This is a genomic window from Thermaurantimonas aggregans (assembly GCF_003851885.1).
Classification (GTDB): Bacteria; Bacteroidota; Bacteroidia; order Flavobacteriales; family Schleiferiaceae; genus Thermaurantimonas; species Thermaurantimonas aggregans.
In genome coordinates, this window is the sequence record NZ_BHZE01000007.1 from 1 (window position 1) to 23,029 (window position 23,029).

A 23,029-nucleotide genomic window follows, 5' to 3' on the forward strand; every position below is an offset into this window, starting at 1 on the left:
GCCGGGTTGCTGTTTAAAGACTACTCGCCTCACTTAAAATGTCTATGATGGCTCTAATTTACTTCAATTAAGGGTTTTATCAAAATAAAAAAGAAGGCGTCCTTTACTTTTTGGACACCTTCTTTTTCTTAAGCTTTAATCAGTTGAATCTCGCCCAATAGCTTCACTTCATCGCTTACCAATACACCACCACTTTCGAGAACAGCATTCCAGGTAAGTCCCCAATCTTTGCGATTGATCTTGGCAGTAAATGAGAAACCTGCTTTTTCGTTGCCCCAAGGGTCTTTGTTTATGCCTCCAAACTCCGTATGGAGTACCACTTCTTTTGTCACGTCTTTGATGGTGAGTTTTCCTTTGATTTCATAGGCGTCTGAGGAAGTTTTGTAGGCCTTACCCTCAAAGGTCATTACTGGAAATTTTTCGCAGTCAAAGAAATCAGCGCTGCGCAAGTGTGCATCGCGGTCGTCGTAGTTTGTAAAGATGCTTGATGTTTCAACGGTAGCTTTTACCAAGGCATTTTCTAAAGTGCTGCCTTCAGTAATTACTTCAGCTGAAAATTTTCGGAACTCACCCTTAACGTGGGTAATCATTAAATGCTTAACTCTGAAAAGCAATTCGCTGTGAGCGTTGTCCACTACCCATTTTGTGTTCGTTTGTGTTGCTGTTTCCATATTTTATTTGTTTTTACATCTTTTGTATATACATTTATTTTGAAAAAAAAGTTTTTTCTGTTTTAACGACAAATAGCCAAGAAATTGAAAATTATTTTTTGAAGTGAGACTTGAGTCAAAAACAATTAAAAGTGATAAAAGTTATATTTGTGAAAATTTTGAAGAGTCATGCAGCTTGAAGTCAATTTGGTAAATGAGCTTCGTGCCATTCGCAAAAGGAGTTCTGTCGATAAAAGCAGATCTGTTCAGTATCAAAACGAACCTAATGAATCTATTTTGAACCGCATTAAAGGCGGTACAGGCAAAACTACAGAATTAAATCACCTGGACGCCGATCGAATCTTCTCAATTGAGGATATTCGTGAGCTCTGCATACAGTATAGATTGAGATTTTTAGATGCATCGCGCTTTGCCAATGAAATTCCTGAGGAAGCATTTGAGGAAATTCGAAAAATTCAAGGCGTAGAGCAAAAAAATCTTGAAGGTTTTAAAATCGTAGCTCCTGCATCGATGTTTCACCTCATTCAAAAAGATAAGGACCCCATGCTCTTTCTCGACATGGGCCATGGAAAGTACTATCTGATTCACAAATGGGGAAAAGATCTCAAAGTGTGGAGGAAATGGCTTGTATATCCGATGCGCAGCTTTGAGACTTTTTTGTCCACTCTTGTTGCCATCGCTTTTATTGGAGCTATTTTGCCATCTGACTCAGTGATGATGGGGCCATATGATTCTTCGGCGTTACCTATCCGCGTGATCTTCTTTTTCTACCTTGTACTCGCTCTGAGTGGATTGGGCGCTTTGTATGGATACTCCCGCATGAAGGATTTTTCGAATAATCTCTGGAATTCTAAATATACCCTGTAAGCATTTCTTTCGCGCTTCTTAGGCCGACCATCAGGTCGGCCTTTTATTTTTTGCGCTTTAAGTGTATGTAAAGAAGTAAATTGCGCCGATTAAAAAAAGTGTATAATTCAAGATTTTCATGTGGGATCGATTAGCTGTTTGGATTATCCGACAGCCGATTTTAATGTCTGTATTGCTGGCGATCTCTTTGTCGTTTGCTCTGTATAAGGCAGATGATGTCAGTATGAGTTATCAGTTTAGCCGTCTTCTGCCCACCACTGATTCTGTACACATTCAATATCAGTGGTTCAAAGATCATTTTTCACAGGTGAGCAACACCATTGTGCTCGCCACAGCTACTGAGCATTTACAGGATTCATTATTTATACACCAATGGACCTCACTGGCTGATAAAATTCGCAGTGTCGACGGTGTATCAGGAATCTTTACATTTAAAGATGCTTTAAATGTGCTTAAAATTCCTGAAACTGGTTCATTTAAAATCCAAAAAGTCTTTTCCTCCAAAAACGAACATGATCCCTGGACTACAGTATTGACCGACTCATTGCCTTTTTACAGGGGCGTTTTTACAGATTCAGCACGTACGGCCACTATAGCCTACATACAGCTGGACCCTACGATGCTCTACAATGCAGAAATTATTCGAATTATTAACGAAATCAAAGCTATAGTTGAACAGTTTGAAAGCGACTCACATTTAGATGTACACATTTCGGGTATTCCCTTTCTGCGGATGGGAAATGTTACACAGCTCAAAAGCGAAATTTATCTGTTTGTAGCCTTGGCTACGCTGGTTACAGCCTTGCTTTTTTACCTATTTCTCAGAAGTTTTAAAGCTACGATTATCTCTTTGATTATCGTGGCGATTGGGGTGGTATGGTCATTGGCACTCATGGCCATTTTCGGATTCGAAATTACCCTACTTACCAGTCTGATTCCTCCTTTGGTAATTGTTATAGGAATACCGAATTGCATCTTTCTTATCAACAAGTTTCATTATGAATTTAAAAACCATAAAAACAGAGTCTTAGCGTTACAACGCACCATTTCAAAAATTGGCAATGCCATCTTTTTTAGCAATCTGACCACAGCTCTTGGATTTTTTGCGCTTGCGTTTACAAAAAGTGCTGCGCTGGTTGAATTTGGCCTTGTAGCTTCTATCAGCATCGTTTTGATTTTTATTCATTCTCTCATAGTAATAACGCTCTATTTCTTGTACGCACCTGCACCCAAAGAGCGCCACATGCAGCACTTCGACCGCCGATGGGTAAATAAATGGACTGGAATGCTTCAAAAAGTCGTCTTTAATTACAGAGGTTGGGTATTTGGCGTAAATGTTCTGATTGTAATTGTATCAATTGTCGGTTTAGTGCGTATAAAAACCTCAGGGCGCATCACCGATGACTTGAGTCGAAATAGTAAAACGTTCACTGATTTAAAGTTTATTGAAGAAAAATTCAACGGCATCGAACCCGTAGAAATCATCATCGATACCGGCAAAAAATTTGGCGCAAAACAATACAGCAACTTACAGCTTTTATACAAAATTCAAGATTCCTTAAAAGCCTATGGGATATCGCGCAGCTTATCGCTTGCTGATGCTGCTTCCTTTGCTACTCAGGCATTTTACAACGGAAACAGCGCCATGTATCGCATCCCTACCAGACAAGAAAGCCGTTTTATGGCGCGCTTTTTAAAAAGTTTAGAGTCTCAAAATACGCAGGTCTCAGGTACCTTGTATGACCCCACAGAGCGCTACTTGCGAATTCATTTTCAGGTAAAAGATCTTTCGACACATGAAATGAAAAAGCTCAAACAGCAAATCTCATCAATGCTCACAAATGTGCTGAGTGACAAAGGATTTACCGGTTTTGTAACCGGTGCTGGTGTACTTTTTTTAGAAGGTACAGAATACCTAGTAAAAAACCTCTTTCAAAGCCTCAGCATTGCTATAGCTCTTATTGCATTGCTGATGTTTTACTTGTTTAAATCGTGGAAAATGGTACTCATTAGCCTGATTACCAATTTGATTCCACTTATTTTCACTGCCGGGGTTATGGGATTTGCCGGTGTTCCATTGAAGCCATCAACCCTTCTGGTATTTGGCATCGCTTTCGGAATATCAGTGGACGACACCATTCACTTTTTGGCCAAATACCGCCAGGAGTTGCAAAAAACCAACTGGAATATACCCGATAGCATTCGCCTGGCTATTCATGAGACTGGCATAAGTATGTTTTACACATCAGTAATCCTTTTCTGTGGCTTTATCATATTTACCTTTTCGAGTTTTGGCGGCACGGTGGCTTTGGGCCTATTGGTATCGCTTACGCTGTTGATTGCTATGTTAACCAATCTCTTTCTGCTCCCATCCTTTGCTTTAGCACTTCACAAGCATTTAGCTGACGAAGATTTTGAAAACCCACCGCTAACGGTCGTTGATCCCGATGACCAATCGGACGATGAACTCACAGAGAAGGAATCAATTATAGAATCAAAGTAACTCTGAGAGGCTTTTGATGCCCGGCGTACGCGAAAAGATAAAGCCTTCTCCGTGTTGAGTGCCGATGAGGCGACCCATATCGCGGGCCCTGTATTCGATGCTGTCTAAAAATTCTTTTGAACTTATCACCGTTTCAGGCTCCTTGCTCTCCGGATTGTAAAGCTGTGATTTATGCGCCAGACAAGAATCTATCTTCTGCTGAAAATATCCCGTTATATCAACGATTATGTCGGGCTGTAGATTGATAAACTGGATGTAGTGCATTAGCAATTGTGGCCTCCAAGGGGCTTGAGGTAGGCCTTCCCAAGTTGTTTTAAGCTTTGAAAATCCGGCAGAAAAAACCGCTTTAGCTACCAGTTGAGCAGCAGCTCCGTGGTCGGGATGGCGATCGTGAGGGGCATTGGCTATTACAATGCGAGGCCTGCAGTGGCGAATGACCTTCACTACTTCTATCACCGACTTTTCATCTGCAGTAATCCATCCATCGGATAAGTAGCAGTTGTAACGAGCTGATGCTTTGAGAATTTCAGCAGCCATTTGTGATTCTTGCACTCTGATTTCGGGCGTGCCGCGAGTGCCCATTTCGCCTTGAGTCAGATCGAGAATTGCTACTTTGTACCCTAAATCTACATGTTTGGCCAAAGTACCTCCGGCGCCGAGCTCTACATCGTCGGGATGAGCGCCAATGGCCAATATATCTACTTGCATTTCAAAACTTTAAATTTCGACAGCAAAAGTATGTAACTACATACATTGTTGCCGGTTTTTAAAATGTTACAAAAAAATTATTTTTTGCGTTACCAAGCCTTTGCTTCACTATGTTAGAAATATCCAATATTTGCATGAGAAGTAAATTAGGTCGCCTGGTATGTCAAGTGAGATTGATTTTTTGTGGGATCTGCATTCAGCCTTCGAATTTTCAAACAGCATTGGAAATTCACACCACCTTATCCCTATGCTGCAAGAGAGCCTTGTACCTCTGATGAAATCGCTTAAACTCAAAAATATACTCGTAATCAAACGCGATTCATCTACTTCAGAGCTCTCCGTTATTTATAGTATTAAGGAATACGAAGGAATTACCGAAATAAGTGAAGCACTCGATTGGCTTTCTTCGCTTGTAAAAAAAGGCACTGAAACCATTGACAGCCACTTACCTACCCGTCCAGGTGACATTAACAACAGCACTGCCATCTGGCCTCTGAAAGACTTTGGCTACTTGCTTTTGTATGCTGACGCTCTGAATTACTCAGAAAGTTTTGCCAAATCGCTTTCCATACCTCTGCAAAAACTCGCCCTGGCGTGTAAAAACTGCGAGCTCTTCGAAGAGCTTGACATGGAACGCAAAAAGTTTGAAGCCCTCTTTCAATCGTCAAATGCAGTAACTGCCCTGATTGATCGTGAAGGCAGAATACTCGACTGCAACGAACGCTTTAAAATACTGGCAGGTGACGCTCGCCACCTATTGGCCAATATGTTGATCGAAAAGGTTGATTTTATCAACTCAAAGTCTGAAAAAAAACTTCTTTCTAAAGCTATTTCCGAAGCTCTTGAAAAAAAGAAAAAACAACACCTGCACATCAACTCCTTCTTCAATGGCAGAAACTATCACTTCGAAGTGAGTCTTACGCCCCTGCACTTCGAAGAGAGCAATACCATTACAGTGCTGCTCGAAGCGTACGATGTATCGAGAGTATATGAACTGCAAGAGGACCTTAAGCGCGAGAGCAACTTGCTACGCACCGTAATAGAAATTATCCCTGATGCTGTATTTGTAAAAGACAAGGAAGGCCGCCGTATTATCTCGAACAAAAAGGACGCTGAATTTGCTGGTGCGGAATCAAACGATGAAATCATCGGCAAGACAAACGCCGAAATCTACCCGCCGGAGCATGCCGAGGTATTTACAAGTGATGACTACATCGTGCTGCAAGAAGGCACCTCTGTAATCAACCGCGAGCATTTCTTCATCAATAAAAAAGGAAATGTGTACTGGCTGCAAATGTCAAAAGTGCCCCTTCTTGACGAAAATGGTCAGGTGTATGGGCTGGTAGGCATCAGCCGAGACATTAGCCAGATAAAAGAACTCATACGAGACCTAAAGTATCGAGCCGACTTCGAAATGCTTCTCGTCGAACTGTCGGCAAGCTTTATCAACTCCGTACAAGGCGAGCTCGACGAAAAAATCAACAAAGCCCTGGAGCGCGTAGGGCGCTTCTGCGAAGCCGACCGCGTATATGTTTTCCAATACGACGAGCCGGGTAAAGTAATGAGCAATACCCATGAATGGTGTGCCGAAGGCATCACCCCAGAAAAGGACAACCTACAGATGATCCCGGCCGACATCATCCCGCAGTGGCACGAAAAACTACAGCGCCTTGAGATCATTCACATACCCGATGTTCAAAAACTACCTGAAGACTGGCAGACCGTAAAAGAGATTCTCGAACCTCAAGGCATACAATCGCTCGTGGTTGTGCCAATGGTAGTAAACGAAAGGCTCGTAGGATTTGCAGGCTTCGATGCCGTGCGCTTCAAACGCGTGTGGAGCGAAGAAGACATCAAACTGCTTCGCATCTTCGGCGACTTGCTGGCCGTGAGCATCGACCGCAAGTGGACCGATGAAAAGATCTACCGCTACAACAGCTCGCTTGAGAAAATCAACAACGAGCTCAACCGCTTTGCTTACATCGTAAGCCACGACCTGAAAGCACCACTCCGCGCCATCAACAATCTGAGCGAATGGATCGAAGAAGACATTGGTGACAAACTCGAAGGTGAAACCAAAGAACAGTTTAAACTGCTTCGTGGGCGGGTGCGTCGTTTAGAAAATCTCATCAACGGCATACTCGAATACTCTCGCGTGGGCCGAATCAAGTCGCGCATCGAAAGCTTTGATATCACCAAAATGCTCTCGGAGCTCATCGAGCGACTCAACATACCACCTCAGGCAGAGCTAAAAATTCAAAAAACCGAAATGTCGCTCTATTCAGAGCGTGCCGCTCTCGAAAAAGTTCTAGGCCACCTCATTCAAAACGGCATAAAGTACAACGACAAAGAAATCCCTGTGATCGAAGTAAGCTGGCTCGACCACGGCAAGGAAATCGAATTCATCGTAAAAGACAACGGCGAAGGCATCCACCCCGACTTCCACGAAAAAATCTTCCTCATGTTCCAAACGCTGAAAGCACGCGATGAAGTAGAAAGCACTGGCGTGGGCCTGGCCATCGTAAAGAAAATCATCGAAGACAAAGGCGGACGCATCTGGCTGGAATCGACCCCAGGCGTCGGATCCACTTTTCACTTCATTTGGCCGAAGTATGAAAAAAAAGAAACTCTCCTTAACGTATGAGGTTTAGCTCACTATCAATATTAATACTCGTGACAGTTAGCGCTTGTCTTTCGGGCTGTGCTACTTTGTTTTCTAAGTCAATTTATCCGGTGACCATACACTCTACTCCACAGGATGTGCGCTTTGAAGTGTTTGACCGTTACAAAAACCGAATCTTCTCTGGCACTACGCCAGAAACCGTTTATTTACCAGCTTCATACCTACCCTTTATCCGCCAGCGCTATACCATACTCATCACCGATCCAGACTTCGAAAGCGCTCAGATGCCTGTGACTTTTCACATCGATGGCTGGTATTTTGCCAATCTGTTGATACCAGCATTTGCCCCAATTGGCATGCTCATCGTTGACCCTCTATCGGGCAGCATGTTTACGCTTGATTACCACTGCCGCAGGCTTACCTTCAACCTAAAACCGATCAAAATCTCAGAGCATCGCGACCCAATGCTCGCTGCACCTACATCCATCATCGAATGAAAGAGATTAAAAACATCATTTGGGACTTTGGCATTGTGCTCATCGATCTCAACATGGAGCACTTCCACCAGCAGTGCCAAGCTCATGGCATCAAGTCAAACATCAACATTCTATCTACCCACTTTTCACATACATACGAGAAAGGCCTCATCAGCGAGCACGAATTCTTTCGCGAGGCTAAGCTGCTATTTCCGCGCTGGGTTAGTTACCCAACCATCAAGGCCATTTGGAACTCCATGCTCGGCCACATACCAGACGAAAAAATAAGACTGCTCCACAAGATCCGGAAAGCCGGCTATGCACAAGTGCTGTGCTCTAACACCAATCCCACCCACATACGCCACATTTGGCAAAGCCACGGTCCCTACACCACTCAACGCTTCAAAAAGGCCTTTCAGCAGCTGTACCTCAGCTATGAATACAACTTACGCAAGCCTGAGCCCGAATTTTTTAACCTAATCATCGACCAAATGGGCTGGCTCTCAAGCGAAACCCTGTTAATTGACGACAACGAGCACAATATCGACGCAGCCTCATCGCTCGGCATGCACGTACTCCACTACACCGGCGAAGAGAGCCTCAAATACTTTGACACAGCTCTACCAAAGCTCCATGCGCATCGCGCGGGTGCACAAAGCAAATGAGCTTGTCGTCGGCCCCGTGCTTAGGAGCCTCGTTCAGAAGGGTAAAGCCCTGTTGGCGCAATCTTTCCATCTCCGCCACAATATCTTCAACCTCATACGCTACATGGTGTATGCCCTCACCGCGTTTTTCGATAAACTTAGCAATGGCACTCTCAGGAGCTGTAGCCTGTAGCAGCTCAATTTTATTCGGCCCGGCCATAAAAAACGACGTAATCACGTGCTCTGACTCCACCGTTTCGCGCTTGTAGGGCGGCACACCGAGCAGTTGTGTATAGCGCTTTTCGGCCTCTTCCAGATTTTTCACGGCTATGCCGAGGTGTTCTATTTTTCCAAGCATTTCACAACCAGTTTTCTTCGCACGAAAATACTCAGCTCTTTTTCTGATTTTTTTTTGATTTTTTTACGTATTTGGGCGTGCCCCTCACTTCCTTCGCTGCGCTCAGTCGTTCGGGTCGGGCTACTCTGGGGTACGCTTCGCTTCCGTGCTTCGGCAGCGCTTCGCTTCGCCTTCGCACCGCGCTACCGCGCGCCCGCCGTATCCCTCACGCGAAAAGGGGGAATAAAAACTCAAGATACAGCCACACACTGTGCTCTCACACGATCAATTTTATTCAAAATGCCACCAAAAACGCGTTACAACTATGTGAATAGCCACCTACATAAGACTCGATTCGCAAATTTTACGTCAGTAGTATTCGAACCTCGAACGATTACCAACAGATAAATTGAAAGATGGGGATTTTAAGTAAAATGCATAGCGGCCATAAGGCCAATGCCGCGTGAGGAATAGAGCCAGATATGAACCGCAGCAAGTGTGCCATGCAGCACACGGGGAACGGCTGGCTGACACATTAGGTCAACCAACGAAGCCCCGATGTACTTCGCACACCTGCAAGGCAAATATGAGCGGAATATCACAAGCGAAATCAGCAAGTGCTGATTTGTCTGGACAAGCACGCCCAAAAAACATAAAAAAAATGAAAACTACTTTTTTTCGGCCAACTCAGGGTCGTGCTTTACAAAAAAGTGAATCCATAGGGAGCGCGACAGCCGAAAGAGCACCGGCGAAAGCACTACCAGACTAATGAAATAGGTGGGCAGAAGTACTTCAACTTCATTGTGACCTATGATGGTAAGGATAACCAGCACTGCTACAAAAAGAGCCACAGCCAGCGCATAGCTTGCGTACATGGCACCGTAGTAAAAGTTGGGCTCGATTTCATATGGCTGACCGCAGTGGGGGCACTGTTCGTGCATCTCAAAGAGGCGCCGAAAATTGTAAGGATTAGGTTGAGTGTATAAAGGCGCCTTTCGGCAGCGCGGACAGCGCATGCGTATGATGTTGATTATCAGACCTATCATGTGTCAAGGGAATTGGTTGCAAAGGTAATTTCAGAGGTCATGGAGGCATGTTACCTTCATCACTTTTTATGCAGTGTGATCAGAATCGCTGGCAATGTGGCCATCTTCGAGGGTGATGACACGGCGAGCTGCCTCTATCACGCGGTGGTCGTGAGTGCTGAAGACGAAGGTTACGCCTAAGTCGCGGTTGAGCTCAGCCATTAGGTCGAGCAGCTGGCGGGCAGTGTGGCTGTCGAGGTTAGCCGTAGGCTCATCGGCCAGCACAAATGCGGGCTTCGAAACGAGCGCTCTCGCTACAGCTACGCGCTGCTGCTGGCCACCTGAGAGCTGAGAGGGGCGCTGATGCATCTTTTGGGCTAAGCCTACCCGCGTCAAGATCTCTTCGGCCTCGCGGATGTACTTCTTAGGAGACCGCCCCTGAAGCTGCATGATAAAGGCCACATTCTCCAGGGCAGTGAGCACTGGCACCAGATTGTACGACTGAAAGACAAATCCGATATTAAAGAGGCGAAAGTCGATGAGCTCATCTTCGGTGAGGGTACTCAGATCGGTATCGCGAATGGTCACTGAGCCCTTTGTGGGGCGGTCGAGGCCGCCGATCAGGTTAAGCAAGGTAGTCTTGCCTGATCCGGATGGACCAATGATAGCAGTGAACTCTCCAGGCTCTATGGTGAGGCTTACGCCGTCGAGCGCTCGCACCTCTACCTCGCCCATCTGGTATATTTTGTACACATCCTTTACTGCAATTACCGGCATGGATTTTCTCACGTTTAAGAGCCAACGAAGTTCGTCATCAAATGGTTTAATAAAAGTATTTAAGGGTCAATTAAAAATGAGGGTGGAATGGGGAAATCTTCCGATACGTGGAATTAGGGTTAATCAATCGCAAAAAACACTTGTGGCGTATACGGTGCTACCTTTGCTGACGTTTATTAGTAGTTCTTATTTAATTAAGAGAAGCTTAGATGCTCAGAAGTAGAGTTTTTTGGTGTATCGTTGCATTACACTCCTTTGCAGTTCATGCACAGAAGTCGCTCACCGAGAAGTATGTGGGTTTTAGTTTTGGCAATTTCTGGAATATGCACGCTGGGCTTGAACCGGGTACAATGTCGGGCAGGCCTGATTTTTTTACGGAGTTTCAGCCGGTGGTGGCGCAGAGCTATACAGAGCCGGTGTCGCGCACTTTGGCCTACACACTCGAAGCAGGATTGCGCTATCACCGGCTGAATTTTGGCTTTTTAGAGGGTTCACTCGGACTAGGAGAGCGTTTCGTAGGGTACAGAGCTGACTTTGGCAGCGGTAGTGAGCGCATAGAATTGACTGCCCGAACGAAATTTTTTGCTTTACCAATGCGCATCGGTTATGGTTACGAATTTTCAGCATTTCACTTTCGCACAGGTTTCCAGCTCACCTGGCTTTTTACGCCAAAGGGCGATGCCGAAACCCGGGTTTGGACATCTACCGGCACTACTGGTCACCAGCGCCCTATGAACGGCGAACTTTTTTACCAGAAAGACAATCTGGTGTATTTTATGGAAGACCTCTTCAGGCCTTTAATATCAATGTATACTCCCTACATCGGCATCGGATATAATCTCGATGACATCCGCATCACTTTTGATATTTCTTACAACTTCTCTCCCTATCCATTTCGAAACTTTGTGAAGACAGATAACCCCTTTGGCAACGAAATTATTGATGCACAGCTCAGGGGCTTACTGGTGGAGCTGGGCGTTCATTTCCGAATTTTTTAAGTGGGGCATGCATTTAGCTCGATTTTTTAAAGTAGATTCTTTTCGGCATGTCGCTGGTTATATCCTGGTTTTTGCCGTAGCGATTTTTAATCCTGCACATGGACAAAGCGGCAAGCTGATCCGAATTTTGAATTCTGACCGCGCTACAGGTTCGCGCGATGTAAGTTATCTGGCTGGAAATGTCGTTTTTGAACACGAAGGAGCCCGCATGTATTGCGACAGTGCAGTCCGCTACCTACAGCGAAACATCATCCAGACCTTTGGAAATATTCAACTCAATCAGGGCGATAGCCTCCTTATGTCGGCCAAAGCCATGGAGTACAATGGCAATACACGCATTGCCAAAGCCCGTGGCGATGTAGTGCTTAGCGACCGTGAGATGACCCTGCAAACACAAGCCATCGAACTCAATCGAAACACCAATACTGCTTATTACACCTCCTCGGGTACCATTACCAATGATGAAAACACCTTGACTTCACAAATCGGCATGTACTATGCCGATCTAAAAATGTTTTCCTTCAAAAAAAATGTACGCTTGCACAATCCTCGTTATCGCATGGAGTGCGATACACTTCAATATTACACTACTTCCCGAGTAGCACTTTTCAGAGGCCCATCGCACATTTACTCCGATAGCGGATACATCTACTGCGAAAATGGCCTCTACAATACAGTCACTGACGAAGCAGCATTTAACCGAAACGCCATCGTAAGGCAGAAAAACATTGAAATGCGCGGAGATTCGCTCTACTACAATCAGCGCAAAGACATCGGCAGGTCGTTTGGAAACATCCGTCTCACCGATACGACGGAAAAATTTACAATCATCGGCCAATACGGTGAATATTTTGGAGAGCCAAACGAACGCATGCTTGTAACCAAACAAGCGCTTTTTCTGAGCTATGCCGATCAAGATACCCTCTATGTAGCCGGCGACACCATCCGCAGCATTCGGCTAGATAGCACCGGCCATCGAGACATGTACGTGTATCCGAATACTAAGCTCTATCGCAGCGATGTGCAAGGGCGAGCCGACTCGCTCAGATATACAACCGTTGACAGCGCTTTTTATCTCATGGGCGATCCTGTACTATGGAGCGATACTATGCAAATCACCGGTCGCCTTATTGTGCTCACACTCAGGAGCAACGAGCCCGACTCCCTCTTTGTACGCGACAATGCTTTCATTCTCATAACTGAAAACGATACCTTCTACAATCAGATTAGAGGGCGCGATATGGAAGGAAAATTCATCGACCGAAAACTTTACCAAATACTCGTGCGGGGCAATGGACAAACCGTTTACTACGCCAAAGAAGACGACGGCACCTATGTAGGCATAAATAGAGCCGATTGTAGCAACATTCTGATCGACTTTGAAGAAAACAAAGTGAAAGAAATAAAATTTATCACTAAACCAGAAGCTCGATTAATACCTTTGGGCAAGGAAAGTGATGAAGATATACGCTTAAAAAACTTTAAAGACCGCTTTTCAGAAAAACCTCCATTGGAGTTTTTTAAAAATCGAATTCGAATACAATGAAATTCTCAAAATATCTCTTGATTTTTTTGATGCTCATTACCGGTTGGGAGGTAACCGCCCAGCGCATCTCTTGGATTCACGCACGCAGCATCGACGATTGGGAGCGCGTGCTCGGCATAGCCGGCAATACGCAAATGGGCATCTTCGTACAAGTTTGTAGCGAATGGAGCAAGATCTGCTTGAACATGAACAACATCGTGCTGCGTGACAGAGAGCTAGTAAAAGAAATTAACAAGCGTTTTATTCCGGTGCAGATCGATGGCGACTCTGATTTCGGACAGTTGTGGATCAAATACTACTCCTTGCCGGGGTATCCGGTCCACCTCTTTATGAATGCCAAGGAAAACATCTTAATACGACTCAATGGAGCTCAAGATCGAGAAACCATGTTGGCCAGTGTACGCAGAGCAGGAGTACTCATTGCGCTCTATCCACAGCTGCAGAGCGGCTTTATAGCCGGAACCCTATCGATGAAAGGTTTTAACGAGCTCTTACAGATCGAAACCGACAACAATGGCATCGAAGCCTCTCGACCCATTTTCGAAGAATTCATAAAAAAATTCGGAAACCAACTTCTCACTGATAGCAATGGTCTGCGCTGGATTTCAATCTTCGGACTTGACCTCAATGACCCTCTTTTTACAGAAATTACAAATAATTCCAGCATCTATAAGTCCCAGAAAACTTTTCAATTTGAGGATTTCTTGAATGCCTCGCTCAACTTAAACCTGCGAAAAGCAGTACAAGACTCCTCTGAAAAGCAATTGTCAAATATTCTAATCCACCTTATTCCACTTTTAGCTAAAGATTCTGTGGAATTGCGCAAACTGCGCTTAAAAACTCAAAAGCTCTTTTACTACGACACCTACAACGCCGAAAAATTTTATCAGACGCTTGAAGAGGAGTACGCTGACTCAAGTGCCGAAAGCAAAAGAAGAGACTATATTCAAACGGCCAACGACCTGATGGAAACGCGCACGACCCTACCCTGGGCTACGACTACTGTAAAAATTCTTCGCGAAGCCATCGCCATAAAAGACGATATGAATGCCCGCATAGGGCTGGCTGGAGCCCTAACGCTGGCCAAAGAATATGACCAAGCAGTTCAGCAACTCAATCTGGCCCGTCAAATGACGAACGACAGCTTCTTCAGAGCTGAAATCGACAACATGATTCAAAGAGTTAGGCAGATTCAACTACAAAATCAGCAATAATTCCACAAAATTTGGTTTTAAAACTTCTCTCAAGACTTCGATTTAGTGAAATGAAGTAGGTTTGTGCATCGGGAAAAACACGTCTATATGCACATTGCAATTGCAGGAAACATTGGCTCTGGAAAGACTACACTTACTCACTTACTCAGCAAGAGCTTTAAGTGGGAAGCTCATTACGAAGATGTAGAAGACAACCCCTATTTGGAAGACTTCTATACCGAAATGCAGCGCTGGTCGTTTAACCTGCAGATTTACTTCCTCAACAGCCGCTTTCGCCAAGTACTAAACATTCGGAAGAGCGGCAAAAACGTGATTCAAGACCGCACGATATACGAAGACGCTTACATTTTTGCGCCTAACTTGCACGCTATGGGCCTAATGCCCAAGCGCGATTTTGACAATTACATGTCGCTCTTCCAGCTGATGGAAGAATTTCTCAGCCCGCCTGACTTATTGATTTACTTACGAGCTTCCATTTCAACCCTTGTAGAACAAATTCACAAAAGGGGGCGGGAGTATGAAACCAACATTCGCATCGATTACCTGAGCCGTCTGAACGAGCGCTATGAAGCTTGGATAAGTGGCTACAACAAGGGCAAACTGCTCATTATAGATGTAGATAAAAACAAATTTGCTGAGAATCAAGAGCATTTGGGAGAAATCATCGAGCGCATTAACGCGGAGTTGTTTGGATTGTTTAAGTAATTTCTTTCCATTTTGAAAGTCTATTACTCCATTGATGAATTTTCGGCCCCGGCCTATTCAGTAGTCACTCTTGGTACCTTCGATGGGGTACACCAAGGCCATCGGGCAATCATTGACCGACTGAATGAAATTGCTCAAACTCACCCAGGGGGCGAAAGCATTCTTCTTACCTTTAAACCTCACCCCAGGCACATCTTACAACCTGAGGCCGACATAAAACTACTCAACGACGAAGACGAAAAAATCGAATTACTTCGCAGTGCCGGGCTCAATCATTTGATCTTTCATCCGTTTTCGTTAGAGTTTGCCAAAACTTCGAGCATCGATTTCGTGCGCAACGTTTTAGTGCAAAAAATATGTGCGAAAAAGATTGTTGTGGGGCACGATCACCACTTTGGCCGCAACAGAGAAGGCAGCTATGAACACCTGGCAGAGCTCGGAAAACTGTACGGCTTCGAAGTTGAACAGATGGCACCTAAAATAGTAGATAATACCGTTGTAAGCTCTACTAAAATCCGAAAAGTACTACAAGACGGAAATGTAGATACGGCCAATCGATGGTTAGGACACTACTACTCTCTAACGGGTACTGTGATCAGAGGCCATCAGATCGGGGAATCAATCGGATTTCCCACGGCTAATATTTTGAACAACAATCCTCACAAAATCATTCCAGGTGATGGTGTGTATGCAGTATGGGTCACCTTTGTATCAGATCCGGCCGAACGCCGAATGGGTATGTGCAATATTGGATACCGCCCTACCGTAAGCACTGGAGGTTTTAAAACCATTGAGGTCCACATCTTTGACTTTCATGGCAACCTCTATGGCCAAATCCTCAAAATTGAATTTGTAAGCCGTTTACGGGCAGAACAAAGATTTAGCGACCTCAAAGCACTTAAAAATCAACTGGAAAAGGACCAGATACAAGCTCTTAGAATTTTGATGCGCCAGGGGTAGCTAGATACACTTAAAATAATCAAACGGCTCTAGGCAGTCGTTACAGCGGTAGAGGGCTTTGCAGGCCGTAGAGCCAAACTGGGAAAGCATCACGGTATTAGTGGATTTGCAATGAGGGCATCTGACCATGGGAGTTTTACCAAAGAGTATCCGGCGTTTATCGGCTGTGCTTTTCTCAGGTGGAGCTATGCCATAGGCTTCGAGTTTTCTCCTGCCTTCGTCGGTCATCCAATCTGTGGTCCAAGGCGGAGAGAGTTGTTCGGTTATTATAACCTTATCAAAGCCCCCTTTTTGCAAGGCGCTTACGATTTCCTTTTCGATGGCGTGCATGGCCGGGCATCCGGAGTATGTAGGAGTAATGACGACCTCAACCGTGCCATCGGGGTGAATATCTGTGTGCCGTAGTATTCCCATGTCTTGTATGGTCAGCACAGGAATCTCTGGATCGGTGACCTGGCTTAATATCTCCAATAAGCGCTCTTTCTCATAGGTCGTCATACAGCTACCTCAGCTTTGATGTGCGGATGAGGATCATAACCAATCAGGTTAAAATCCTCAAATTTGAAATCAAAAATCGATTTCACTTCTGGATTTAATAACATTTTAGGCAAGGGGCGTGGTTCACGGCTGAGCTGAAGCCTGGCTTGGTCTAAATGATTGAGATACAAGTGAGCATCACCTAAAGTATGAATGAACTCACCAGGCTGAAGATCGGTAACCTGCGCTACCATCATGGTGAGAAGGGCATAGGAGGCAATGTTAAAAGGTACTCCCAAAAACACATCAGCGCTGCGCTGATAGAGTTGGCAGCTCAACTTGCCCTCTGCTACGTAAAATTGAAAAAGTATATGGCAGGGTGGTAGCCTCATGCTATCTATATCGGCTACGTTCCATGCGCTTACGATGAGTCGGCGCGAGTCTGGATTACGGCGAATTTGATCAATCACATTACTAATTTGATCGATCCTACGACCATCAGAAGCTGGCCAGCTGCGCCACTGGTAGCCATAGACTGGGCCGAGATTTCCGTTCTCATCAGCCCACTCGTCCCAGATGGTCACTTTATTGTCGCGCAGGTATGCAATGTTGGTATCGCCTCTTAAAAACCAAAGCAATTCGTGTATGATCGAGCGCAGGTGCAGTTTTTTAGTAGTTACTAAGGGAAACCCTTCGCTCAGATCAAAACGCATTTGATAACCAAAAATGCTGAGGGTACCTGTGCCTGTACGGTCGTGTTTCTGCACACCTCGCTCTAAAATGGTGCGCATCAGGTCATGGTATTGCTGCATGCGAAGTAATGTGTTTTGTTTCCTTATTTAATGTCTAATTCGATCTCTCCAAAATGTATAAAGCTAAAACCCGCTGTACGAGTTCCAATCGTGTCGAGGTTGCTGGTACCACGAGCCAAATAGAGTTTAATTTTCTTCTTTTGATTTTGTGTGAGCAATAACGGGGAATAATCATATTGCCCATCCCACTCGGCAAGGGTATCGGCAAAAGTGGCCGGCTGCCCCTGTACGTCGAATTCTGCAAAGAGCAATAAGGGATTGTCCTGCGGAAGGGCAGAATCTACCGGCCATTTGATTGTAAATCCCTGAATAGTATCAACTTTATAATCCAGCGTAAGTCCTTCGATGGTAAAAAACATTGGTTTAGGTGCATAAAGTGAATAGATAAATGATGGCCATTCGAGGCTATTGGCCTGATGTGTTAAAGCTCTGCTATAGCCCAGTAAACTATCCGATCTAAGTGAGTTCCCGTAGTAGTGGTTGGCCCTAAAGACCATGGGCACATCGTGCCAGATGAGATCTCCGAGATTTTGATTTGTAAAATTATAGGCGTAAAATTCAGTATTTAATCGATCTGTGAGGTATTTATTGTCGATGTAAGCTTTATAGGTACTCCACTGCTCGAAACGGAAAAAAAGTGTTTTAGGCAAGCCAAAAATTTTATTTGCAAGAGAAACAATACCTGGCTGCTCAGGGCGAGGTGGCAAAATTGGCTGCTCATCGCGGCTACAAGCCATGCCCAAGATCAGTAACACTAAGTATGGAATGAATTTTTTCATTTCTGGGGTATTTCCTCAAGCAAATATATCATTGCTGCCTCAAGCAGATGCTTATTGAGCAGCCATACTTCGAAAGTTTTGAATACCCTCTTCCATCCATTTCAGGTAAGCTTCGATGTTTGTATTATAGGCTTCAGGCTTATTGAGTGGCTTGAGATTTTCATGGCCTACTATTACATAATAAGGTTGGCTGTTTGTGCCAAAGTGTTTTGCCTGAAATTCGGCCCAGTAATTACCTACATTTCTGATTTTCTGTCCTAAGATATCTGAATAGTACTGTTTATCAGCCGGCAGAGGGGTTCGCTCATCCACATACAGCGAGATGAGCACAAAGTCGTTTTGAAGCTTCTGGAGCACTCGTGGATCGCTCCACACTTTCTCTTCCATCTTGCGACAGTTTACGCAGCCCCAACCTGTAAAGTCGAGCAAAATGGGTTTATTGACTTTTTTGGCGTAGGCAAGGCCAAGTTCAAAGTCGTGAAAGCAATTTAATCCGTGTGGACAGCTCTCAGGATGAGCACCTTCAATATATTCGGTTGATTTGGCTTCGGTGGCAGCAGTGGCTTTGCCCAGTGGTGCCTCAGTGTACCACATCGGAGGCGTAAGTCCGCTGATCAATTTAAGAGGTGCACCCCATAGACCTGGAATCAGATACAGCGTAAAAGAGAGCGACAACACCGCCAAAAGAAGTCGGCCCACACCGATTTTTTCAGTTTTAGAGTCGTGTGGAAGCCTGTAAAAGCCTAATAAATAGATCGTTAATAAAAGGCCTATTGCGATCCAGATTATTATAAAATATTCTCTCAGCAAGATGCCTGATTGCCAAACCAAATCAGCCGTTGAAAGAAACTTGAAAGCGAGAGCAAGCTCTACAAAACCCAAAACCACTTTTACACTGTTAAGCCAACCTCCTGAACGCGGTAAGGAATTAAGCCAACCGGGAAAAGCTGCAAACAGCGTAAAAGGAATTGCCAAAGCAAGCGAAAATCCAGTCATTCCGATCAATGGACCTTTAATTCCACCGCTAAAGGCCTCAAATAAGAGCGTGCCGATAATCGGACCCGTACAACTAAAACTTACCAAAGCAAGAGTAAAAGCCATAAAAAAGATTCCTACGATCCCTCCGCGCTCGCTGGCACTGTCAGCTTTGTTGATCCACGATGATGGCAATGTGATCTCAAAAGCTCCGAAAAACGAAATGGCAAAAATTACCAGAAGAGCAAAGAATACCAGATTGACAAATGGATTGGTAGAGAAGGCATTCATAGCTGCAGGGCCAGCGATGCGTGTAATGGTGTAAGTAACACCCACATAGAGTATCATTATGCTCAACCCATAGATGAGTGCGTTGCTGATGCCCTGAGCCCGATTTTGACTCTTTTTTGTAAAATAGCTAACTGTAAGTGGGATCATGGGAAAAACACAAGGTGTGAGCAGTGCGGCCAAGCCCCCCAAAAAGCTGAAAATAAACAATCCGGTAAAAGAAGTTTCTGAATTTTTCTCAGGATTTTCGGCTGCTACGATCTCCTGTGTTGGCTGACTTTCAGGCTCTGAAATGAAATTTTCCTCTGAGGAAGTTGAACCTGCATTTCTTACAGATGTTGATGAATCCGTATTGCTCGCAATATAATCAATGGGATTTTGCTCGACCGGAACAGAAGATTCTTCTTTTGCCGAAGGTGGAGGTGTAACTTCAAATTGAAAATCAACTGCCGTAGGTGGTAAACACGTCTCGTCGTTACATACCATAAATTCTAAGTACCCCTTGGCTATGAACGGTTTATTGGTCAGTATAGCGATACGCTGACGAAACTCTGCAAACTTTGAAAAGTACTTGACCTTCATGTTAAAGTTCGGGTCAAACTCTTCCTTGGGAGTTCCTTCCTTTACTTTGCCTACAAGTTTAAAATCTTTGCTTTCTTCGAAATTGAAGGAAGTAGGAATAGGTCCATTGCCCAGAGGCATATCAGATGAATAAAGGTGCCAATCGCCCTCGATACGCGCGGTAAAGATCAGGTCAGCTTCCTTGTCTGAAAGATTTTGGATCTTAAAACGCCAGTTTACCGGTGACCGAAAATTTTGAGCATATGTGAATAATACCGAAAGACTGAAAACTAGATTGAGAAAAAATTTCATGAAGAAAAAAGTTTTCCTATTAAAACTCCCTGCAAAATAAACGAAATGTCGTGCTTAGAAAAAGGACTATTCACCCATTGGCTTTAAATGAAGTCGTCAAATAGTCCGATTTAAACATATTTTTAAATGATTAACGTTAGGTTTTGTCTTTCCCAAAAAAAGTACTTTTGTAGACAAAACAAGTACAATCAATGTCGTCAAAGCAAAACAACCCATGGCACTTCGTTGATAATCAGGCCGATTTTATAAAATCAACAGTAAATGCAATTATTGAAATACCTAAGGGTTCACGGGCAAAATATGAACTGGACAAAGAAACCGGCTTAATTATACTCGATAGAGTATTGTATTCATCTGTGTATTATCCGGCTAATTACGGATTTATACCTCAAACCTTTTGCGACGACAATGACCCGCTCGACATACTTGTGATCTCTCAAATTGAAACTGTGCCTCTCTGCATCGTTGAAGCTCGTGTAATTGGCGTAATGCGTATGCTCGATCAAGGCGAAGCCGACGACAAGCTCATAGCGGTAGCTGCAGGCGACCCCTCGGTAAGCCACATCAAGAGCATCAAGGAACTGCCACCTCACATGATCGCTGAGTTGAGAGCATTTTTCGAAGATTATAAAAAACTGGAGAACAAGTCTGTGAAAGTAGAAGAATTTCAGGATGTAAACATAGCTCTCCAAATTCTGAAAGAGGCCATTGATCTATACGATAGAACATTTGATTAAATGTACAACCGCGCCACATCCATTACCTGTAACAGCATGAATTCAAAAAATTTAAATCCAAACGTTTCTGTAGATTGTGTGGTGTTTGGGTTTGACAACGAACGACTGAATGTGCTTCTGATCGAACAAAAGCCCTTAAATAAATCTATAAAACCTCAAAGCGCTCTACCCGGCGACCTGGTGATGGAGGATGAGAGCCTCGACCAGGCTGCAAATAGGGTACTTAGAGAGCTTACCGGACTTAAAGGCATCTATCTTTGCCAGTTCAAAGCCTTCGGCGATCCGCAGCGTGTGCGCGATGTAAAAGACCTTGCCTGGCTTCAGACCTATCGCGAATATCCTCAAGCACGCGTAATTACTGTAGCATATTATGCACTGGTAAAAATGCACGACTTTTCGCCTGAAGCGAGTTCATTTGCCGATAAAGTTTATTGGTGTGATGTGCACAACGTGCCTCCCCTGGCTTTTGATCACAATCAAATCGTTATCGAAGGTCTAAAGACTCTTCGTCGTGAATTTGAAGCTCATCGAATAGGTTTTGAACTTCTTCCAAAAAAATTCACGCTCAGCCAATTACAACGATTATACGAAATCATCACAGATAAAAAATTCGACAAAAGGAACTTCCGAAAAAAAATCCTGAGAGAAAACATCCTCATTCCTCTACCTGAAAAACAACAAGGCGTTTTACATAAACCAGCCCAATTATACGAGTTTAATCTGCGTGAATTGGCTGAACTCGGTGCTTTTAACGGAGACACTGTAGAAATCTATTGAACCAAATATGCATAAGCTTGCAATTATCACCGGAACGCACCAAGGACTTGGCCGTGCTTTGGCAGAAACCTTTTTAGAAAACCCTGATTTTAAAGTTTGGGGCTTTTCGAGAAAAAATGAAATACAGCATACTAACTTTACCTTTTTTCACACAGATCTTTCAAAATCGGACTTTCATAACTCCCTTCCCGATCGGCTGCCAGTGGCGAATGAATATGTTTTAATCAACAATGCCGCAATCATTGAGCCGATAGCACCAGCACATTCCATTGATGCCGAATCACTTGAAAAAATTTATAAAATCAATGTCCAGGCTGTACATCTGCTCTCAGCCTGGTTCATCCGACATACTCTAGATAGAAAAGTCGCAAAAACAATTGTAAACATAAGTTCTGGAGCGGCTCGCTATCCCATTACGCATTGGAGCCCTTACTGCTCTACAAAAGCAGCCCTTGATATGCTGAGTGAATGCCTGGCTTTAGAATACCCAAGCTATCGGGTGTACTCATTTGCCCCGGGTATGGTCGATACACCTATGCAATCGCACATTCGAAGTAAAAGTCTCAAAGAATTTCCTGAAGTTGATCGATTTAAAGCAGCTTTTAAAAACAACAATTTAAACAACCCTTATTCGGTTTCAAAAAAAATAATACATTTGATTCAAAATCCTTTGACTTTCACAGGAGTTAAAATTTCAATCAAGGACCTTTAAAAGCGTCGTTTCTCTGTCATGAAAAAATTTTCTTCCTTTCTATTTATTGTTTTTTTAGCGCTTTCTACAGCTTGTCGCAAGCGTGTGGAATACGTATATTTAGAGCCTCCAAAAGCTCTGTCTGAAAGACTACCAGGCGATTGGAAACCTTCGTTTGTCACGTATTCGACGCAGGTAGATTTAAGCAGCCAGGGTCTGCCCCCCGTCACTGTATCTGGTATTACAGAAAATCCTAACGGCAACATGAGGGCTGAAAGGGAACCTAAAAACATGAATTTTCAACTGCAGTTTTCAGCCTCTGTCGATTTAGGCTTTGGTCTTCCTATCCCGATACCAGTAAATATTAATATTACAGGCACTTATTTGATCTCAAACGACGAAAAAACAGTAACCCTGACCCAGAGCAACGGGAGTACTCTAAACTTTAGAGTGCTAACCAATGAATTCAACGTTCAAGTGTGGCGCACCACATATCCCTTTCAAGCTCCTCTGTTAGGGTCGCTTCCTATCGATATGATCATTACTCTGGTAAAGACGAATTGAAA

Annotated in this window: 23 protein-coding genes; 14 read left to right on the top strand and 9 right to left on the bottom strand. The window is 44.1% G+C overall.

The annotated features are described in order from the left end of the window. Positions 1–128: 128 nt before the first annotated feature. On the bottom strand, positions 129–671 hold the full coding sequence (locus tag EIP89_RS04615) for a YceI family protein (protein WP_124397491.1): 543 nt from the start codon (positions 669–671) through the stop codon (positions 129–131). A gap of 168 nt (positions 672–839) precedes the next feature. On the opposite strand from EIP89_RS04615, the gene EIP89_RS04620 reads away from it, so the two are divergent. Both EIP89_RS04620 and EIP89_RS04625 read left to right on the top strand, forming a co-directional pair. Further along, positions 840–1,538, top strand: a complete 699-nt coding sequence (locus EIP89_RS04620; protein WP_124397492.1) for a hypothetical protein — start codon at positions 840–842, stop codon at positions 1,536–1,538. Between the two features lie 118 nt (positions 1,539–1,656). Then, the gene (locus EIP89_RS04625; protein WP_124397493.1) at positions 1,657–4,041 is read left to right on the top strand and encodes an efflux RND transporter permease subunit; all 2,385 of its coding nucleotides are present in this window, start codon (positions 1,657–1,659) and stop codon (positions 4,039–4,041) included. Here EIP89_RS04625 and bshB1 read toward each other — a convergent pair. Next, entirely contained in the window at positions 4,033–4,749 is a 717-nt protein-coding gene (bshB1, locus tag EIP89_RS04630; RefSeq protein ID WP_124397494.1) for a bacillithiol biosynthesis deacetylase BshB1, read from the bottom strand. The genes EIP89_RS04625 and bshB1 overlap by 9 nt on opposite strands. A 160-nt stretch (positions 4,750–4,909) precedes the next feature. Between bshB1 and EIP89_RS04635 the strand changes: the two genes are divergently transcribed. From EIP89_RS04635 to EIP89_RS04645, 3 genes are read left to right on the top strand one after another with little or no spacing between them, the layout of a single operon-like run. Continuing rightward, positions 4,910–7,393, top strand: coding sequence for a PAS domain-containing sensor histidine kinase (locus EIP89_RS04635; protein WP_124397495.1), 2,484 nt, complete (start codon positions 4,910–4,912; stop codon positions 7,391–7,393). Beyond that, the gene (locus EIP89_RS04640; protein WP_124397496.1) at positions 7,390–7,869 is read left to right on the top strand and encodes a hypothetical protein; all 480 of its coding nucleotides are present in this window, start codon (positions 7,390–7,392) and stop codon (positions 7,867–7,869) included. Before EIP89_RS04635 ends, EIP89_RS04640 begins: the two co-directional genes overlap by 4 nt. Next, complete coding sequence (locus tag EIP89_RS04645; protein ID WP_124397497.1) at positions 7,866–8,513, top strand: HAD family hydrolase; 648 nt, start codon at positions 7,866–7,868, stop codon at positions 8,511–8,513. Before EIP89_RS04640 ends, EIP89_RS04645 begins: the two co-directional genes overlap by 4 nt. Here the strand turns inward: EIP89_RS04645 and mce are convergent. The 3 genes from mce to EIP89_RS04660 all read right to left on the bottom strand — a co-directional run bounded on the left by mce (position 8,449) and on the right by EIP89_RS04660 (position 10,631). Continuing rightward, on the bottom strand, positions 8,449–8,850 hold the full coding sequence (mce, locus tag EIP89_RS04650; protein WP_124397498.1) for a methylmalonyl-CoA epimerase: 402 nt from the start codon (positions 8,848–8,850) through the stop codon (positions 8,449–8,451). The two genes, EIP89_RS04645 and mce, sit on opposite strands and share 65 nt — an antisense overlap. 647 nt (positions 8,851–9,497) lie before the next feature. Next, entirely contained in the window at positions 9,498–9,875 is a 378-nt protein-coding gene (locus EIP89_RS04655; RefSeq protein WP_124397499.1) for a DUF983 domain-containing protein, read from the bottom strand. 66 nt (positions 9,876–9,941) lie between these two features. Then, a complete protein-coding gene (locus EIP89_RS04660) occupies positions 9,942–10,631 on the bottom strand; it encodes an ABC transporter ATP-binding protein (protein ID WP_124397500.1) in 690 nt (229 codons plus the stop codon). A 209-nt stretch (positions 10,632–10,840) separates the two neighbouring features. Here EIP89_RS04660 and EIP89_RS04665 point away from each other — a divergent pair, with 209 nt between their 5' ends. The 5 genes from EIP89_RS04665 (at position 10,841) to EIP89_RS04685 (ending at position 16,054) form a co-directional block, all read left to right on the top strand. After that, positions 10,841–11,629 carry a hypothetical protein gene (locus EIP89_RS04665; protein ID WP_124397501.1) on the top strand — a complete coding sequence of 263 codons (789 nt, stop codon included), beginning with the start codon at positions 10,841–10,843 and terminating at the stop codon, positions 11,627–11,629. Positions 11,630–11,636: 7 nt separating this feature from the next. After that, the gene (locus EIP89_RS04670) at positions 11,637–13,175 is read left to right on the top strand and encodes an OstA-like protein (protein ID WP_160160518.1); all 1,539 of its coding nucleotides are present in this window, start codon (positions 11,637–11,639) and stop codon (positions 13,173–13,175) included. Then, the gene (locus EIP89_RS04675; protein WP_124397503.1) at positions 13,172–14,389 is read left to right on the top strand and encodes a thioredoxin domain-containing protein; all 1,218 of its coding nucleotides are present in this window, start codon (positions 13,172–13,174) and stop codon (positions 14,387–14,389) included. Before EIP89_RS04670 ends, EIP89_RS04675 begins: the two co-directional genes overlap by 4 nt. Before the next feature lie 87 nt (positions 14,390–14,476). Then, positions 14,477–15,094, top strand: coding sequence for a deoxynucleoside kinase (locus EIP89_RS04680; RefSeq protein WP_124397504.1), 618 nt, complete (start codon positions 14,477–14,479; stop codon positions 15,092–15,094). A gap of 12 nt (positions 15,095–15,106) precedes the next feature. Beyond that, positions 15,107–16,054 carry a bifunctional riboflavin kinase/FAD synthetase gene (locus EIP89_RS04685; RefSeq protein ID WP_124397505.1) on the top strand — a complete coding sequence of 316 codons (948 nt, stop codon included), beginning with the start codon at positions 15,107–15,109 and terminating at the stop codon, positions 16,052–16,054. Here the strand turns inward: EIP89_RS04685 and paaD are convergent, their stop codons facing one another. Genes paaD through EIP89_RS04705 form a run of 4 tightly spaced genes read right to left on the bottom strand, consistent with a single transcriptional unit; the run spans position 16,055 to position 20,258 of the window. Then, entirely contained in the window at positions 16,055–16,552 is a 498-nt protein-coding gene (gene paaD / locus EIP89_RS04690; RefSeq protein WP_124397506.1) for a 1,2-phenylacetyl-CoA epoxidase subunit PaaD, read from the bottom strand. After that, the gene (locus tag EIP89_RS04695) at positions 16,549–17,343 is read right to left on the bottom strand and encodes a thymidylate synthase (RefSeq protein WP_124397507.1); all 795 of its coding nucleotides are present in this window, start codon (positions 17,341–17,343) and stop codon (positions 16,549–16,551) included. The genes paaD and EIP89_RS04695 overlap by 4 nt, the downstream gene beginning before the upstream one ends. A gap of 23 nt (positions 17,344–17,366) precedes the next feature. Then, on the bottom strand, positions 17,367–18,122 hold the full coding sequence (locus EIP89_RS04700; RefSeq protein WP_124397508.1) for a hypothetical protein: 756 nt from the start codon (positions 18,120–18,122) through the stop codon (positions 17,367–17,369). 51 nt (positions 18,123–18,173) lie between these two features. Beyond that, entirely contained in the window at positions 18,174–20,258 is a 2,085-nt protein-coding gene (locus EIP89_RS04705; protein ID WP_124397509.1) for a protein-disulfide reductase DsbD family protein, read from the bottom strand. 191 nt (positions 20,259–20,449) lie between these two features. On the opposite strand from EIP89_RS04705, the gene EIP89_RS04710 reads away from it, so the two are divergent. The 4 genes from EIP89_RS04710 to EIP89_RS04725 are packed head-to-tail and all read left to right on the top strand — an operon-like array spanning position 20,450 to position 23,027. Beyond that, the gene (locus EIP89_RS04710) at positions 20,450–20,995 is read left to right on the top strand and encodes an inorganic diphosphatase (protein WP_124397510.1); all 546 of its coding nucleotides are present in this window, start codon (positions 20,450–20,452) and stop codon (positions 20,993–20,995) included. Further along, positions 20,996–21,772: an NUDIX hydrolase gene (locus EIP89_RS04715; protein ID WP_218019327.1), complete on the top strand. Its 777-nt coding sequence runs from the start codon at positions 20,996–20,998 to the stop codon at positions 21,770–21,772. Positions 21,773–21,779: 7 nt separating this feature from the next. Continuing rightward, a complete protein-coding gene (locus EIP89_RS04720) occupies positions 21,780–22,484 on the top strand; it encodes an SDR family NAD(P)-dependent oxidoreductase (protein ID WP_124397511.1) in 705 nt (234 codons plus the stop codon). Positions 22,485–22,502: 18 nt separating this feature from the next. After that, positions 22,503–23,027 (top strand): hypothetical protein, encoded by a 525-nt coding sequence (locus EIP89_RS04725; RefSeq protein WP_124397512.1) that lies wholly within the window; start codon positions 22,503–22,505, stop codon positions 23,025–23,027. Positions 23,028–23,029: the final 2 nt, after the last annotated feature.

Coding starts and splice junctions, on each gene's coding strand:
- EIP89_RS04615 (WP_124397491.1), bottom strand. CDS start 671: ATGGAAACAGCAACACAAACGAACACAAAATGGGTAGTGGACAACGCT.
- EIP89_RS04620 (WP_124397492.1), top strand. CDS start 840: ATGCAGCTTGAAGTCAATTTGGTAAATGAGCTTCGTGCCATTCGCAAA.
- EIP89_RS04625 (WP_124397493.1), top strand. CDS start 1,657: ATGTGGGATCGATTAGCTGTTTGGATTATCCGACAGCCGATTTTAATG.
- bshB1 (WP_124397494.1), bottom strand. CDS start 4,749: ATGCAAGTAGATATATTGGCCATTGGCGCTCATCCCGACGATGTAGAG.
- EIP89_RS04635 (WP_124397495.1), top strand. CDS start 4,910: ATGTCAAGTGAGATTGATTTTTTGTGGGATCTGCATTCAGCCTTCGAA.
- EIP89_RS04640 (WP_124397496.1), top strand. CDS start 7,390: ATGAGGTTTAGCTCACTATCAATATTAATACTCGTGACAGTTAGCGCT.
- EIP89_RS04645 (WP_124397497.1), top strand. CDS start 7,866: ATGAAAGAGATTAAAAACATCATTTGGGACTTTGGCATTGTGCTCATC.
- mce (WP_124397498.1), bottom strand. CDS start 8,850: ATGCTTGGAAAAATAGAACACCTCGGCATAGCCGTGAAAAATCTGGAA.
- EIP89_RS04655 (WP_124397499.1), bottom strand. CDS start 9,875: ATGATAGGTCTGATAATCAACATCATACGCATGCGCTGTCCGCGCTGC.
- EIP89_RS04660 (WP_124397500.1), bottom strand. CDS start 10,631: ATGCCGGTAATTGCAGTAAAGGATGTGTACAAAATATACCAGATGGGC.
- EIP89_RS04665 (WP_124397501.1), top strand. CDS start 10,841: ATGCTCAGAAGTAGAGTTTTTTGGTGTATCGTTGCATTACACTCCTTT.
- EIP89_RS04670 (WP_160160518.1), top strand. CDS start 11,637: ATGCATTTAGCTCGATTTTTTAAAGTAGATTCTTTTCGGCATGTCGCT.
- EIP89_RS04675 (WP_124397503.1), top strand. CDS start 13,172: ATGAAATTCTCAAAATATCTCTTGATTTTTTTGATGCTCATTACCGGT.
- EIP89_RS04680 (WP_124397504.1), top strand. CDS start 14,477: ATGCACATTGCAATTGCAGGAAACATTGGCTCTGGAAAGACTACACTT.
- paaD (WP_124397506.1), bottom strand. CDS start 16,552: ATGACGACCTATGAGAAAGAGCGCTTATTGGAGATATTAAGCCAGGTC.
- EIP89_RS04695 (WP_124397507.1), bottom strand. CDS start 17,343: ATGCAGCAATACCATGACCTGATGCGCACCATTTTAGAGCGAGGTGTG.
- EIP89_RS04700 (WP_124397508.1), bottom strand. CDS start 18,122: ATGAAAAAATTCATTCCATACTTAGTGTTACTGATCTTGGGCATGGCT.
- EIP89_RS04705 (WP_124397509.1), bottom strand. CDS start 20,258: ATGAAATTTTTTCTCAATCTAGTTTTCAGTCTTTCGGTATTATTCACA.
- EIP89_RS04710 (WP_124397510.1), top strand. CDS start 20,450: ATGTCGTCAAAGCAAAACAACCCATGGCACTTCGTTGATAATCAGGCC.
- EIP89_RS04715 (WP_218019327.1), top strand. CDS start 20,996: ATGTACAACCGCGCCACATCCATTACCTGTAACAGCATGAATTCAAAA.
- EIP89_RS04720 (WP_124397511.1), top strand. CDS start 21,780: ATGCATAAGCTTGCAATTATCACCGGAACGCACCAAGGACTTGGCCGT.
- EIP89_RS04725 (WP_124397512.1), top strand. CDS start 22,503: ATGAAAAAATTTTCTTCCTTTCTATTTATTGTTTTTTTAGCGCTTTCT.